The organism is Caballeronia sp. LjRoot29 (genome assembly GCF_964252755.1).
In the GTDB taxonomy this organism is placed as follows: Bacteria; Pseudomonadota; Gammaproteobacteria; order Burkholderiales; family Burkholderiaceae; genus Caballeronia.
This window is the reverse complement of the sequence record NZ_CAXUPU020000004.1, coordinates 290,433-304,256: the sequence shown is the minus strand read 5'-3', so window position 1 is coordinate 304,256 and position 13,824 is coordinate 290,433. Positions and strand designations below refer to the sequence as shown.

At 60.6% G+C, this 13,824-nt stretch carries 14 protein-coding genes; 7 read left to right on the top strand and 7 right to left on the bottom strand.

What is annotated here, in order from left to right:
• Positions 1-6 precede the first annotated feature (6 nt).
• From ACSQ83_RS07150 to ACSQ83_RS07140, 3 genes are all read right to left on the bottom strand, one after another.
• The gene (locus tag ACSQ83_RS07150; protein ID WP_414968081.1) at positions 7-933 is read right to left on the bottom strand and encodes an NAD(P)-dependent methylenetetrahydromethanopterin dehydrogenase; all 927 of its coding nucleotides are present in this window, start codon (positions 931-933) and stop codon (positions 7-9) included.
• Positions 934-980: 47 nt separating this feature from the next.
• The gene (locus ACSQ83_RS07145; protein ID WP_436227652.1) at positions 981-2,078 is read right to left on the bottom strand and encodes a beta-ribofuranosylaminobenzene 5'-phosphate synthase family protein; all 1,098 of its coding nucleotides are present in this window, start codon (positions 2,076-2,078) and stop codon (positions 981-983) included.
• 102 nt (positions 2,079-2,180) lie between these two features.
• Positions 2,181-2,573: a 4a-hydroxytetrahydrobiopterin dehydratase gene (locus tag ACSQ83_RS07140; protein ID WP_414950559.1), complete on the bottom strand. Its 393-nt coding sequence runs from the start codon at positions 2,571-2,573 to the stop codon at positions 2,181-2,183.
• A 537-nt stretch (positions 2,574-3,110) separates the two neighbouring features.
• Between ACSQ83_RS07140 and ACSQ83_RS07135 the strand changes: the two genes are divergently transcribed.
• The 6 genes from ACSQ83_RS07135 to ACSQ83_RS07110 all read left to right on the top strand — a co-directional run bounded on the left by ACSQ83_RS07135 (position 3,111) and on the right by ACSQ83_RS07110 (position 9,948).
• Positions 3,111-4,919, top strand: a complete 1,809-nt coding sequence (locus tag ACSQ83_RS07135; protein WP_414950560.1) for a methanol/ethanol family PQQ-dependent dehydrogenase — start codon at positions 3,111-3,113, stop codon at positions 4,917-4,919.
• 198 nt (positions 4,920-5,117) lie between these two features.
• The gene (locus tag ACSQ83_RS07130) at positions 5,118-5,531 is read left to right on the top strand and encodes a c-type cytochrome (RefSeq protein ID WP_436227651.1); all 414 of its coding nucleotides are present in this window, start codon (positions 5,118-5,120) and stop codon (positions 5,529-5,531) included.
• Between the two features lie 184 nt (positions 5,532-5,715).
• Positions 5,716-6,561, top strand: coding sequence for a substrate-binding domain-containing protein (locus tag ACSQ83_RS07125; protein ID WP_436227693.1), 846 nt, complete (start codon positions 5,716-5,718; stop codon positions 6,559-6,561).
• 14 nt (positions 6,562-6,575) lie between these two features.
• Complete coding sequence (locus ACSQ83_RS07120; protein WP_436227650.1) at positions 6,576-7,346, top strand: hypothetical protein; 771 nt, start codon at positions 6,576-6,578, stop codon at positions 7,344-7,346.
• Between the two features lie 32 nt (positions 7,347-7,378).
• Positions 7,379-8,362, top strand: coding sequence for a LysR family transcriptional regulator (locus ACSQ83_RS07115; RefSeq protein WP_414950563.1), 984 nt, complete (start codon positions 7,379-7,381; stop codon positions 8,360-8,362).
• 122 nt (positions 8,363-8,484) lie between these two features.
• Complete coding sequence (locus tag ACSQ83_RS07110; RefSeq protein ID WP_436227649.1) at positions 8,485-9,948, top strand: amidase; 1,464 nt, start codon at positions 8,485-8,487, stop codon at positions 9,946-9,948.
• A 191-nt stretch (positions 9,949-10,139) separates the two neighbouring features.
• Here ACSQ83_RS07110 and ACSQ83_RS07105 read toward each other — a convergent pair whose 3' ends face one another.
• On the bottom strand, positions 10,140-10,793 hold the full coding sequence (locus ACSQ83_RS07105) for a hypothetical protein (protein ID WP_436227648.1): 654 nt from the start codon (positions 10,791-10,793) through the stop codon (positions 10,140-10,142).
• A gap of 411 nt (positions 10,794-11,204) precedes the next feature.
• Between ACSQ83_RS07105 and ACSQ83_RS07100 the strand changes: the two genes are divergently transcribed.
• Complete coding sequence (locus ACSQ83_RS07100) at positions 11,205-11,594, top strand: VOC family protein (RefSeq protein ID WP_436227647.1); 390 nt, start codon at positions 11,205-11,207, stop codon at positions 11,592-11,594.
• A gap of 22 nt (positions 11,595-11,616) precedes the next feature.
• Here the strand turns inward: ACSQ83_RS07100 and ACSQ83_RS07095 are convergent, their stop codons facing one another.
• Genes ACSQ83_RS07095 through bufB form a run of 3 tightly spaced genes read right to left on the bottom strand, consistent with a single transcriptional unit; the run spans position 11,617 to position 13,817 of the window.
• Positions 11,617-12,120 (bottom strand): DoxX family protein, encoded by a 504-nt coding sequence (locus tag ACSQ83_RS07095; protein WP_436227646.1) that lies wholly within the window; start codon positions 12,118-12,120, stop codon positions 11,617-11,619.
• Positions 12,113-12,904 carry an HvfC/BufC family peptide modification chaperone gene (locus ACSQ83_RS07090; protein WP_436227645.1) on the bottom strand — a complete coding sequence of 264 codons (792 nt, stop codon included), beginning with the start codon at positions 12,902-12,904 and terminating at the stop codon, positions 12,113-12,115. Before ACSQ83_RS07090 ends, ACSQ83_RS07095 begins: the two co-directional genes overlap by 8 nt.
• Positions 12,894-13,817, bottom strand: a complete 924-nt coding sequence (gene bufB, locus ACSQ83_RS07085) for an MNIO family bufferin maturase (protein ID WP_436227644.1) — start codon at positions 13,815-13,817, stop codon at positions 12,894-12,896. Before bufB ends, ACSQ83_RS07090 begins: the two co-directional genes overlap by 11 nt.
• Between the last annotated feature and the right edge of the window lie 7 nt (positions 13,818-13,824).

Sequence of the window (13,824 nt, the reverse complement as noted above, 5' to 3'; positions counted from 1 at the left end):
GATCCATCAGGTGGTGTCGCCAACAATCGCGCGAGCCTCGTCGAACGCTTCGGGAAAGCCGAGATAGACCGGCTTGACGCCGGTGCGCATCCGCAGGAACAGCCGATGTTCGACCTGGTATTTGACGTTGCCGATCGCGAGCGCCCCGATTGCGAGCGCGTCCTCGCGAACCGCGCCGGCAAGCGGTTTGCCATCGTCCATGACATGCACGCCCGCGATACCTTCGGGCGGCACGGCGTTGACATCGGCGGCGATCAGCAGGTGTTTGGCGACCGCGACGTCGGCTGCGCTCATGACCTGTACGCCCGCGACGGCCGTTGCCATCACGACCTCGGCGCTCGCGAGCGCGTGATGCAATTCATCGCGCGTGTGGACCGAAACGCCGGTGGTCGCGATATCGAAACGCTGGTTGACTTCGTCGCTCACGCGGGTCGCGCGGGCGATGTCCGAATGGCTCGCTATCAGGACCTGCGCGCCCAGCGATGCAGCCATGGCGGCCGCCACGCGTCCCACCGCGCCGGTGCCGCCAAGAATCAGCACGCGCTTGCCGCCGAGCTCCGCGCCGTGGGCTGCTTTCAGATGACGTTCGACGAGCGCAACGAGCGCGGCGGCGGTCGTGTACGAGCCGCTCGGATCGGCGAATACCGATACTTCGAAGGGCGGCACCATGGCGTGGCGCGCGGTGTCGAGCATATCGGCGGCGAGCATGACGTCACGTCCGCCGATGAAGATCCCCGTGCGCGACACGCCTTTCGGACCGCGCGAAAAAATCGCGTCCTGAGTCAGCGTGACGACGTCGTTCGCACCGACATTGCAATAGGGAACGATGACCTGATAACCGGCATCGGCGGCCATGTTGACGTCGAAGGGACTCATCTGCGGCGTGGCCGTCAACATGTGCAGGATGTAGGGCCGTTCTGTGGCTTCGGGCATGGGAATGGACTCGTTTCCGGTGGTTAGTGGCTCGATTCGCGCGGCGCTTAAGCGGGACCGCTGTGGCAGCGTTGCAGGCCGACGGCATGGATGGACGCGCCGCGATTGCTTCCCGCCGCTACCGAACACACGACGCCGGCTATGCCGCGCGTGACGTCCGTCGCGGCGGCCAGCGCGCGTTCGGCATCCTGGGCGTTCTGCACGAACGCGAAACCGGTGGGTCCCCACGACGTCTGGCCGATGCCCGCGCGGTGCTGCGTGGCGGCTTTGGCGGCGTTGATCGCCGCGGCGACCGTGGGACTTGAGAATACGCCGCCTTGAGCGGGCGCGAAATATTCGCCGATGGTCTGCTGCAGTTCGCTAATCCCTTTCGCGAACGCATCGAAATCATGTTCTGCAATGCCGGGCAGCACGAGCATCAGCACGAGGTGACACAGGTGCGCGGCAAGCTCTTTCGGGAAGGGAGCAAGGGTCGCGAGCGCTCGCCGTTCCTCGTTGCCGTGAAGGCCTTCCTGACGGGTGTCGTCGACGAGCAGGATGCGCCATGCGTCGGGAAACGGCAGGCGGGTCAGGATCGATGGAACGTGAGGTTCATGATGCGCCCCGGAGCGAGCAGAGGACCCGCTGTCCACGATCAATCCGCCGTGATCGAAACCGAGCGTGCCGATGCCGGAGCGCGCGCCGCGTCCGAGCAGCCGCGCGAGTTCTGCTGTGGAGGCGGTCCGCCCAAGCAACCTGACGAACGCCGTACCGACCCCCAGCGCGAGCTGCGTGCCCGAGCCGAGGCCCGCGTGTGCGCGGGGAGCACGCCGGACATCGATCCGAACTGGCGGGCCGCCGTAAGCGTCGTGCAGCAAGCCCAGATAGTGCGTGATGCGCTCGCGTTGTGCGTCGGCGTGGGCACCGGTCACCTGCGTCTCGCCGGCATGATCGGCATGATCGATATATTGCGCGGTGATCCGCGTACCGGGTGCATCTATCGTCAATCCGACGCTGCCGAACGCGCGTCCCAGTGACCCGCTTGGGTCGAGAAAACCCAGGTGCAGGCGCGCGGGGGCGTCGACCGTTACAGTCGAAAGCGGCGACGCGGTGTCCGATTCGTGGTCCGTTCGTTGGTCCGATTCATGATCCAGGCGAAGCTGCATCGCGAGTGTCCCTGGGTTCGATGTCGTGGTCAAAGCCGTGGCCGTGAAGCCGGGTGCGTGGCCTTCAAGGCAAGAGCCGTACCAACGGATTCGCGACCTTGCTCAGGCCTTCGGTGCGTCGTACTTGATATAGCGGAAACGCTGGTCGTCGCGCGGGGTGCCTTCCAGCGCTCCTCCTTCCAGCCCGGGTTGCCACTGGATCACTTCCTCGATCTTGGTCGCGAGCGCGATATCTTTATCGGTGATGCCTTTGGCCGAATGCGTCTTCAGCTTCACGGTGACGAACGCATACGACACCGTCAGGTCCGGGTGGTGCCACGCCGCTTCCGCGAGGTGCCCGACGGTATTCACCACCATCAGCGTGCCTTTCCATCCTTCCGTCTTGATCTTGCGGCGCAGCCAGCCGTCCTCCATATACCAGTGCTGGAGCGGGCCGGTGAGACGCTGCTGGATCTCATCGTCGGAGTAGACCCTCTCGGGTTGTGTGCTGGTCATGGCGATCCCTCCCACGCTCGTTCGTAGCGAACCTCAACCGGGGTTCAACTTGGAGATGCTTTGCAAACACCGCGCCAGCCTGCATGAAGACCGGGCCTCGCACTTTGAATAACAGCCTCGCGCCACGGCCCTTGCTGCAGCGCACCGCCCGCTGCTGGGAGCACTGGGCTTGCAGCGCCTTTCAGATTGGAGTGTGTATCGCGGATTTGACACAGTATGTGTCGTAATCCGAATGAAGCGTCTCATCCTCGCGCCATCGTGATGCTATTCGTCCCCTCGGGGTTTTCCCTTCGCATGGACGCCCGCAGCAATCGGTGCCACGCCCTGCCGATCTCCGTCAATCTCAGTCGCTCTCCAACGGCAGATTCGACAACGGGAGAAATTCCGGCATGGAATATGCAATTCGTCTTCGCAAACAGCAGCCCGGCATTTGACCGGGCGGAACTTCAGCTCGCTGCCCGCACCGGTGAAGGCGCGCCCGGGGCATAGGCGGTGGGGTCATCCCTGAGTCGGACGGCAACACATTCTGGAGGAGACATGAAATTACGCACCCTGGTTCTCGGACTGGCGGTGGTTGCGGTAACGGCCCTCAACTCTTTTGTTGCACAGGCCGATTCGCAGCTCGACGCCCTGATGAAGAACTCATCGAACTGGGCCGCTCAAGCAGGTGATTATTCCAATCACCGCTATAGCCCCCTTAAGCAGATCAATGAAAGTAACGTGGCGAAGCTGCAGGTCGCCTGGACCATGTCGACCGGCGTGTTGCGCGGTCATGAGGGTTCGCCGCTTGTCATCGGCGACACGATGTATATCCACTCGCCATTTCCCAACAAGGTTATTGCGATCAACCTGAAAGACCAGACGTTCATCTGGCAATACGAACCGAAGCAGGACGCGCAAGTGGTGTCGGTGATGTGTTGCGACACGGTCAATCGCGGGCTTGCCTACGGTGACGGCAAGATCTTTCTTCAGCAAGCCGACACGAAACTCGTTGCGCTGGATGCAAAAACCGGCGACGTGAAATGGACCGCGCAAAACGGCAACGCGAAGGCGGGTGAAACCAACACCAACGCGCCGCACGTATTCGGCGACAAGGTGATCACCGGCATTTCAGGCGGCGAGTTCGGCGTACGCGGGCGGCTGATTGCCTACGACATCAAGACCGGCAAGCCGGTCTGGACCGCTTTCAGCACCGGTCCGGACAACGAAATGCTGCTCGACCCCGACAAGACCATGACCTGGGCCGACGGCAAGATGGTGCCGGTTGGCGCGGACTCATCGCTCAAGAGCTGGAAGGGCGATCAGTGGAAGACAGGAGGCGGCACGACCTGGGGCTGGTATGCATGGGATCCGAAGCTGAATCTTGTGTACTACGGCACGGGCAACCCCGGCACCTGGAATCCGACGCAACGGCCCGGCGACAACAAATGGTCGATGTCCATCTTCGCCCGCGACCTGAACACGGGACAAGCGAAATGGGTCTACCAGATGACGCCTCACGACGAGTGGGACTATGACGGCGTGAACGAAATGATTCTTGCCGACCTGCCCATGAACGGCAAGAAAGTGCCAGCCATCGTCCACTTCGACCGCAACGGTTTTGGCTACACGCTCAATCGCGAAACAGGACAGTTGCTGGTTGCCGACAAGTACGACCCGGCGGTGAACTGGGCTGACCGCGTGGACCTGAAGAGCGGCCTGCCGATTCGCAACGCGGCTTATTCGACTCAGGCAGCAGGTCCGGACCATAACGTGAAGGGCATCTGTCCGGCGGCGTTGGGTTCGAAAGACCAGCAACCGGCTGCGTTCGATCCGAAGAGCAACCTGTTCCTCGTCCCGACCAATCACGTGTGTATGGACTACGAACCGTTCGAGGTTGAATACGTGTCCGGTCAGCCATACGTGGGCGCGACCTTGTCGATGTACCCGGGCCCGAACGAGAAGGGCGCGATGGGCAACTTCATTGCCTGGGACGCCAGCAAGGGAAAAATCGCATGGTCCAAGCCGGAGAAATTCTCGGTATGGTCAGGTGCGCTGGCGACCGCGGGCGGCATTGCCTTCTACGGCACGCTCGAAGGCTACCTGAAAGCTGTTCGCATCTCGGATGGCAAGGAGCTTTGGAAGTTCAAGACACCTTCCGGAATCATCGGCAACGTGTTCACGTATGAGTACCAGGGCAAGCAGTTCGTCGGTGTCTATTCCGGCATTGGCGGATGGGCGGGTATCGGCATGGCGGCAGGCCTTGAGAAGTCCACGGAAGGTCTGGGCGCGGTTGGCGGTTACCGCGAACTCGCGAAGTACACGGCACTTGGCGGCACGCTGTTTGTGTTTGCCATCCCGAGTTGACGGGGGGCGCAGCTTCAGCCTCTTCCAGTCGGTCGTCGAGCTCCGGGAAAGCTTGACGACACGTACCGGCCGGCCTTGCATGACCGAGGCGGCCGGGCGTGTCCCGGACCCGGGACACGGCACACATCGTTTCAACCCTGCGCTCTTTGCGTGCAAGACGCATGACGCAGCACGTTCAAACCGAAGGAGACACGTGCAATGAAAGGCCGAATACTCTTGCCGCTGGCGATAGCCTTGGCGACGTTACCCGCTTCATACGCCCAGACCGATCCGGCGCAAATGAAGCCGGTTGCCTACCAGGTTGTCGATGGCAACAAGGTGGATAACAACACGTTGCAAGGCTGGCGAACCTGGCGCGCGCTTGCCTGCGAACGTTGTCACGGCGCGCAGCAGCAGGGCATGGTGGGGCCGTCGCTGATCGATGCGTTCAAGACCATCGATCCAGCGGAGTTTCATCGGACAGTGTTCGGCGGACGTCTTGACAAGGGTATGCCCGACTTCAGCTCCAGCAACATGATGCAGAAGAATTGGCAGAACTTGTTTGCGTATCTGAAGGGGCGCTCCGACGGCAAGATCAAGCCGGGCGACCTGCAGGTGATCGATGCGAAATAAGCCCCGCACTGGACATCCGCGCTGCCCGAGCGGCGCCGACGTTGGCGCCTGTATCACGCCGCCTGTATCACGCTTTACCGGAGGACTGATGTCTGACGCTTATGTTGTTTATGGCGTTTGTGTAGCTCACGGAACTTATCGCAAGCCTGGCGCGTTCGCGCGCACGGCGCTCGTGGCAGCGTGCATGGTGCTTGGGTTCAGTACCGCGCATGCCGACGGTCCCGCGCTGCCTCACAACGACGGAGCCGACGGCGTGCTGCGTGTATGCGCCGATCCGAACAACATGCCGCTCTCGAATGACAAGGGAGAGGGGTTCGAAAACAGGATCGCGGCGCAGATGGCGAGCGACTTTGGCTACAAGATCGAATACACGTATTTTCCGCAGCGCATGGGTTTCATCCGGCACACGCTGCGCGAGAAGATACCCGACACGGACGACTACAAGTGCGATCTGGTGATCGGCGTGCCGAAGGGCTACGACATGACGTCGACCACGCGTCCCTGGCTCCACTCCACTTACGCGATGGTGTTCCCGAACCGGCCGGAATTCGCGTCCATCACAACACCGTCCGATCTGCTCAAGCTGCCGCCCGACCAGTTGCATAAACTGCGTCTCGGGATCTTTTCAAACACACCCGCTGTCGACTGGCTGCTTGGCAACAACCTGATCGAGCAAGCCGTATCGTACAAGGTGCAAAGCGGCGACCCTGCGGAATTCCCGGGCGAGATGATCCAGCGCGACATGTCGGCGGGTAATGTGGATGTCGTTTTCTTGTGGGGTCCCATAGCCGGTTATTTTGCGAAGCAAGCCGGCGACAAGGTCAAGCTGGTTCCTTTCCCGCCAACGCCGGGGGTGCGCTTCGACTATGAAATATCGATGGGCGTGCGTTATGGCGAAGGCCCGTGGAAGACGAAGGTCGATCAGTGGATCGGCGCAAACCAGCCCAAGATCGACAAGATACTGACGAATTATGAGGTCCCGTTGCTCGCTATCAGCGAGCCCCCCGCCGCACAGGCCAACGCGAAATGAGAGCGTGGACGCGTATGGCAAAACTGCGGACAGGGTGGGTCGCCGCCGCGGCCAGTGTCTTGCTGGCTGCTTCCGGCCCAGCGTTTGCGGCCGATGCTGCCAGCGCGGCAAACCCGGCAAGCAGCGCCAGTCCCGAGATCGCGCCGGCTGAGCGGCTTCTTTTTCTATCGACGCACCTGAAGGGCGTTCAGCCTCAGACGGAACTCGACTACGCTGTTGAGCGGACCGGTCCACCGGCGAAGGAGAAAGATACGGTCAAGGTCCTGGTAGTCAGCGCCGACAATGCCAACGGCGACGCGCTGGTGAGTGACCATGCCGGCAAGGTGGAGCTGCCCGGTGAAGGCATGCCGTGCAATCCCGTGATCCTGTATTTCCTGGAGCGTGACATTGCGGAGATGGAGCAGTTGACGGGCGGACAGCGCCGCTATTTCCAGCGCCGTGTCCGCCTGGCGCTCGCCGCTAGCCCGGCGATCACGCCGGTGATGCGCGACGCGCAGGGCAAGAAGGTCCCGGCGAAGCAGATCGTAATCCAGCCTTATCTCGGCGATCCGAATGGCGCGCGCTTTCCTCAGTACATCGGCAAACGCTATACCTTCGTCATGTCGGACGAGGTACCGGGACAGGTGCTGCTGATTCGCACGGACGTACCGGGTTCGAACAATGATTTTGCGCATCCGGTACAGAGTGAAACGCTGAGTTATCAGGGCGCGCTGCGGTCCTTGTCTCCGCTGCCCGGCAAGAAGACACCGGATAAGGCCGCGAACGCGCCTCGTGCGAGCCGCTGAAACAGTTCTTTCTTCGCGGATGGCCGTCTACAGTGAACTTTATTCGCTCGCTGACCTTGCGACAGTTGCAGATCTTCGTGGTCGCCTGCCGGTATCCGAGCTTTGCGCGCGCCGCTGAGGAACTGCACCTGACGCAGCCCGCAATCTCCATGCAGATCCGGCAACTGGAGGAAGCTGTTGGGCTGCCGCTGTTCGAGCGCGTCGCCCGCAAGCTCACGTTGACCGAAGCGGGCGAACGCTTGTCGCACCATGCGAGCCGGATACTCGGCGAGATCAAGGACGCCGAGGACGCCATGTCTTCGCTGTCGCTGGCCGATAGTGGTTCCATCTCGGTGAGTATCGTCAGTTCTGCCACCTATTTTGCGCCGAAACTGCTTGCTGCCTATTCGCGGAAATATCCGCGCGTGGACGTGCGCTTTTCGGTGGGAAATCGCGAGATCCTCCTGCGCCAGCTACAGGACAATGCCACCGATCTCGCCATCATGGGCCGCCCGCCGCCCGAGCTCGGCACGACGGCGGAGCCATTGGCTTATCACCCTCATGTATTGATTGGGCCTGTCGATCATCCGCTGCGGGATGCGCGCCGGTTCGACCTTCAGGAACTCGCGGGCGATACTTTCCTGCTGCGCGAACCGGGATCGGGAACGCGCGCGGTGTCCGAGCAAATGTTCAAGCAGCACTTGTTCACGCCGGCGCGCAGCGTGACGCTGGGCAGCAACGAATCGATCAAGCAAGCTGTGATGGCCGGCATGGGCGTGAGCCTGATCTCGTTGCATACGCTTGCGCTCGAATTGCGTTCGCAGGAGCTTGCGTTGCTCGACGTCAATGGCACGCCGGTCGAGCGCACGTGGCAAATCGTTCATCTTCGCTCGAAGAAGTTGTCGCCGACTTGCATCGCGTTCCGGCGTTTCTTGCTCGAACATGCCGCACCGTTTCTCGAGCGTGAATACGCGGGATTCGCGTTGCGGGCGCGGGAGGCGGGGGGCGAGGCGGCCGAGGCGAGGCGGGGCGAATAGTCACAAAGTACCCCGGTCCGATCCCAGCTTTCGCACGTGTTAACATCGCCGCGGAGTGGATCGCGGCCGTCAGCTCAAGTCGGGCGGGACCGCATTGCCTGGCATTGGGAGCGGTTGTACACATGACGAACATCGAATGGAAATACAAGTCTGTCCGGGAACTGACGGCGGCGCTGGCGGCCAGGGAGATTTCGGCTTGCGAACTGGCGGAAGCTGCCATCGCCCGAATTGAAAGCCTCGACCCGAAGCTGAATGCAGTCTGTGTACGCGACTTCGATCGTGCGCTCGATGCAGCGCGCGCCGCCGATGATGCGTTGGTGAAGGGAGAGCGGCGACCCCTCCTGGGCATTCCGCTGCTCGTCAAGGAATCCTTCAATGTCGCGGGCCTGCCCACGACATGGGGCTTTCCGCAGCACAAGGATTTCGTTCCGACAGAGGACGCGTTGCCTGTCGCGCGTATCAAGGCGGCTGGCGGCGTTGTCCTCGGTAAAACGAACGTTCCGCTCGGCCTTGGAGATTGGCAGAGCTATAACGATATCTACGGGATAACTAACAATCCCTTCGACGTGAGCCGCTCTCCTGGCGGCTCGTCGGGCGGGTCGGCGGCCGCGCTTGCAGCAGGTTTTGTGCCGCTCGCGCTCGGCTCCGACCTCGGCGGATCGCTGCGGATGCCTGCGCATTTCTGCGGTGTCCATGCCCACAAGCCCACGCACGGGATCGTGCCCGCACGCGGACATGTCCCGCCGCCTTACCCACCTCTACCCGATACAGTCGATCTCGCGGTGATCGGGCCGATGGCGCGTTGCGCGGAGGACCTTGCGCTCCTTTTGGACGTCATGGCCGGGCCGGACGAGATCGATACGGGGATCGCCTACAGGCTCGACCTGCCGGCTCCGCGACACGAGCGGTTGAGCGACTTCCGCGTGTTGATCCTCGACGCGCATCCGCTGCTGCCGACCGGCGGCGCCGTGCGGACCGCTATCGAATCGCTTGCTCGAAGCCTTGGGGAAGCGGGCGTTCGGGTTGCCCAAGAAAGCGAACTCCTTCCGAATCTCGAAGAGGGTGCGCGGCTCTATATGCGGATGCTGATGTCCCTCCTGTCACTGAACTGGCCCGCGGATGTCTATGCGAATCTTCAGAAGCAGGCTGCAGCATTGCCCATGGAGGCCTCCGGCCTGGACGCCGAACGGGTTCGCGGCGCGGTGCTGAGCCACCGCGACTGGATCATCGCAAACAACGCCCGTTCTCAACTGCGTGCCCAATGGCGTGAGTTTTTCAAAACATTCGACGCACTGGTCTGTCCCGTCTCGCCCGTGACTGCGTTCCCGCACGATCACTCGGATAGGGAAACACGGCGAATAGTGATCGATGGTCAGCGTTATCCCTACGGCGATCAGCTCATCTGGCCGGGCGTCGCCACGCTTTCGGGCCTGCCGGCGACGTCCATTCCCATCGGCATGTCGGCGGAGAATCTTCCAATTGGCGTCCAGATCATCGGACCGGCGTTCGAAGATCGCACGCCGCTCAAGCTGGCCCAATTGATAGAAGCCGAATTCGGCGGCTTCGTTCCACCGTCAGATTTCTGAGCCGCAAGTTGCGCGGGTGCGCAACGCTCACCAGCTCGTGTTTTGGGACACATCGGTTCACGTGAAGGCGTGGCAGATTTTTCGACTGCGGCTACTCGGATGACACGAATCAGCGTGGATGGTGCCAACGTTATCGGATGGATTACCCAGAACTCCTACACGTTCGGAGTGCCACCGCAAGCTCTGTCCCTCTAGCCCGCATCGCCGGCGCTGATTAAAGTTTGTGCGCCACTCAGGTGATCGATCAGATAGCGCATTAGGGCTGCAACATCTCCGGAATCGATGGAGCCCGTCGTCACGCCATCGTCGAAAAGGGGGGAGCCGTTCAACTGGCTTGTAATAATCAGACCATTGAAAGACGCGGTGGGAATTCGCTCGTCCTCGATCTGGAACATGTTGCCGTTCGCGACAGCGTCGCGAATACGCATCAGGAACTGCACCTCCGGAGTCCGCAACTCGGAGAAATCATGCGCCTCGAAAAATCCCGCTACGGCCAGGATCGCGTTCGTACTCGCCAGCCTCGTCACCGCCAATAAACGCTGCGGGTCTTGATGAAGCGCGTTCCAGGACGACTCAAGCCCGAGCGCCTTCCGTTCAACGCCGGGCGTCCCATCCTCTACATGTGGTTGGGGTTCAGTGGGTAAAAGCTTGCGCCTGAGCAGCCCGTAGGCGGTGGCAAGATCGGGCAATGGTTTCTCGTGACCGGTCCGGTCAGCGACCGCGCCGGCGTACAGCAAGAGGGCAAGCAACTGCTGCTCGATTAAAGCAATGCCTAGTTTTACCGGATCGTTTTCTGTCTTCCTGACCATGTTCTCGTCTCTCGGGGTGGTGCATGCCGCATTCATGCCGCACGCATGGTGGCTTGGAAACCAACGCATTCATTCGATGCCGTGGTAAAACGCTACCCGATTGAATCAGCACTATTCGAGCCCGGAAAACCGGGAGGAAAAGTTCGGCGGTTCGCGGCGGCCGAGGCGGATTGCATGGCTTCCTCATTCCGAATTTCCAATACGTCACCCTGACAAGCGGCCTGATGTCGATTGGCAATAGCAGGAGCTTTTCGTAAAAGGTCTTCGGCTTTAGCCATGGCGTCATCTGTATGACAGGGGCTTCGCCATATTATTGGATATCCTGCTATCAGAGTGAATAGCTGTTCCCGCGCGTTAAACACGACATAGGTGTCGCGAGAGCAAATGTCCACGCTCACAGGCAAGATGTTTTTAGACCATCAACCACCACCGTGACAACACCATCCGATGCAAGCACAACTCAGAATCGCAAGACCCGTCAGTGATCTTTCTCGCTTGGAGAGCATGTATCTCGTAGCGCTAAACCTGGTCGTGCTGGCGCGATTTCAGGATCATCAAGGCTTTGATGGCGTGATGCTCGGTCGTGCCGGAATGGACTATCACTTCGAGTTCACCCAGTGTCGCGAACACCCGGTATCGCCCACTCCGACACCGGAGGATTTGCTGGTTTTCTACATTCAAGATCGAGAAGCCTGGCAGTCAGCGTGTGAACGCTTTATCGAAAACGGTTTCGTTCAGGTGAAGTCGTTCAATCCCTATTGGGACGTATTGGGTCGAACATTCGAGGATCTCGATGGGTACCGGATCGTCTTGCAAAATGCCCGGTGGTCGGGTTGACGCGTCGCTATAGAATCCCTGATCAGGTCCTATATGTTTTGTCACCCAGCAGATAATCGATGGATATCCGTCCTGGTCCCCAGGCTGCAATTGCAAGCGCCATCGCGAGCCAGGTCAGGTGGATCGGCCAGCCTTCCGGCACGGTCAACTCGATGATGCACGTCATCAATATCAAGCCGACCGCCGCGAATCGCGTTCCGAATCCAAGCACGAGCAAAACCGGAAACATGACCTCGCCGCATCCCGACAGAAAAGCGAAAACGGCAGGATGAGGAAACGCGTAGGGACCGCCCGGCAGATGCAGCTTGAACTCTTCGGTAAACAAATCAATAGCCGTGTCATTGAGTTGAAGGAAGCCGCTCCATTTGAGTATGCCCGACTTGAAGAACGGCACGGCCAGCGCGAGCCGCAGAACGAACTGGACAAGCCATGGTTGCGCGAGGCGCTCAACCAGCCGCTTCGCCGCGCAAATTACCGAAACAACTGCGGCAGGGATGGGAAGTGCAACATCGTGTCGGTCAGACATTTTGGGTGTCTCCAAGTTGAACGGCAGTGAACACGCCGGCTGAGATCATTCCTGCCAGGTTGGCGTGGATATCGAAGGAAGGGGCTTCTTCCAATGCGGTGGTGATTGCCTCGCCGAGGGAAGTGCCATCGAGAAGACAGATGAGGAACGCCGCTCCGCCCGGCGGAAGGCGCGAAACGATCACGTCCTGATCCGGCCGCGTCACGAGCGCGTCTTCGCGATCGCTGGAACGAAGAGGCGAAACGGGGTCGTCGGCACGGTTCATCGCGAAGATCGCAACGGCGGGATAGGGCGATCGCACAATCCGCGTGGCGGGATGCGCTTTGAAACGCACCTCGGCCAGCAGTTCGGGATCGACCGCCGCCAGCGCTTCAGCCGCAAGCACAGCACAGTCAGCCGCGTGATAAGCATCCAGCCAGGCACGCTCGATACGCGCCGTATCCGCGAGCCACGGCATGTCGCGTGCGTACTCGTACGACTCGATAAACGCCGGGAAATCGCAGCCGTACTCGAACAACAATGGCGATGCGGGAGGCGTTTCACGCACATGGAAACGCGCCATCGCCCTGAAAAAATCGACGCCGGTAATGCGCTGGATCGCGGGGTAGATGGCGGCAAGCGCATCGATCAAGCTCACCGTGACGTTGTTGCGATAAACGTTGTAGCGTTTGATCACGCCCTTGCTCGCGCTTGCGACTACGTCCTGCGGCGCGACAATTTCCGGGTCCGTCAGGCCGGGTGCGAACGTGGTTGCGTATTCGTTCGTGAAGTTCTCAGCGTTCATGACTGAGCTCCCCGGCGAGTGACATCGCGCGTTCTTCCATGACTTGCCGGGCCATTGATGCCTGAGCGCGCAACACGTGCCACTCGGGAAGATTGCTGTCCCATTCGATCAACGTTGGCATTGGCCCGATGCGCGACACGAGGTCTGCGTACAGCTTCCAGACAGGATCGGCGACGGCCCGGTCGTGGCTATCGATGAGAAGCAATTCATCCTCGTCATCCATTTGCTCGCTGTACCCCGCGAGATGAATCTCGCCGACCTGTTCAAGCGGAAAGTCAGCCAGATACGCCGCAGCAGAAAAGCCGTGATTATTCGCCGATACAAAAACGTTATTGATATCGAGCAGAAGACCGCAGCCCGTGTGCTGCGCCACCGCTCGAAGGAAACCGGTCTCGCTCATGGTCGATGATGCGAAAGCCACATACGTCGATGGATTCTCGAGCAGGATAGGGCGCTTGATCATGTCCTGAACCTGGTTGATGTGCGAACACACCCGGTCGAGTGTCTGCTTCGTGTAGGGCAATGGCAGGAGGTCGTTGAAGAACGTCCCGCCATGCGACGACCATGCGAGATGCTCCGAGACAAGAGCGGGTTCGTATCGGTTCACGACATCCCCGAAGCGTGCGAGATGAACATCGTCCAGCGCGTCTGGGCCGCCAATGGACATGCATACGCCATGAAGGGAAACGGGATAGTTCTCGCGAATGGCTGCAAGCATCCGATGCGGAGGGCCGCCCGCGCCCATATAGTTTTCAGCGTGGACCTCGAAGAAGCCATCGCTTGGTTCATCCGCGAGAATCGCAGAAAGATGACCGTGCTTGAAACTGGTGCCGGTCAGCTTTCTGGCGTCAGAAGACGCGTGAAAGGAGCGGTCTGCGCTACGCGCCGCGGGTGTTTTCGTGGAATCGTCCATGATCGCT

Excerpts from the sequence above, each read along its gene's own strand:
- ACSQ83_RS07150 (WP_414968081.1), bottom strand. The coding sequence starts at position 933 with ATGCCCGAAGCCACAGAACGGCCCTACATCCTGCACATGTTGACGGCC.
- ACSQ83_RS07145 (WP_436227652.1), bottom strand. The coding sequence starts at position 2,078 with ATGCAGCTTCGCCTGGATCATGAATCGGACCAACGAACGGACCACGAA.
- ACSQ83_RS07140 (WP_414950559.1), bottom strand. The coding sequence starts at position 2,573 with ATGACCAGCACACAACCCGAGAGGGTCTACTCCGACGATGAGATCCAG.
- ACSQ83_RS07135 (WP_414950560.1), top strand. The coding sequence starts at position 3,111 with ATGAAATTACGCACCCTGGTTCTCGGACTGGCGGTGGTTGCGGTAACG.
- ACSQ83_RS07130 (WP_436227651.1), top strand. The coding sequence starts at position 5,118 with ATGAAAGGCCGAATACTCTTGCCGCTGGCGATAGCCTTGGCGACGTTA.
- ACSQ83_RS07125 (WP_436227693.1), top strand. The coding sequence starts at position 5,716 with ATGGTGCTTGGGTTCAGTACCGCGCATGCCGACGGTCCCGCGCTGCCT.
- ACSQ83_RS07120 (WP_436227650.1), top strand. The coding sequence starts at position 6,576 with ATGGCAAAACTGCGGACAGGGTGGGTCGCCGCCGCGGCCAGTGTCTTG.
- ACSQ83_RS07110 (WP_436227649.1), top strand. The coding sequence starts at position 8,485 with ATGACGAACATCGAATGGAAATACAAGTCTGTCCGGGAACTGACGGCG.
- ACSQ83_RS07105 (WP_436227648.1), bottom strand. The coding sequence starts at position 10,793 with ATGAATGCGGCATGCACCACCCCGAGAGACGAGAACATGGTCAGGAAG.
- ACSQ83_RS07100 (WP_436227647.1), top strand. The coding sequence starts at position 11,205 with ATGCAAGCACAACTCAGAATCGCAAGACCCGTCAGTGATCTTTCTCGC.
- ACSQ83_RS07095 (WP_436227646.1), bottom strand. The coding sequence starts at position 12,120 with ATGTCTGACCGACACGATGTTGCACTTCCCATCCCTGCCGCAGTTGTT.
- ACSQ83_RS07090 (WP_436227645.1), bottom strand. The coding sequence starts at position 12,904 with ATGAACGCTGAGAACTTCACGAACGAATACGCAACCACGTTCGCACCC.
- bufB (WP_436227644.1), bottom strand. The coding sequence starts at position 13,817 with ATGGACGATTCCACGAAAACACCCGCGGCGCGTAGCGCAGACCGCTCC.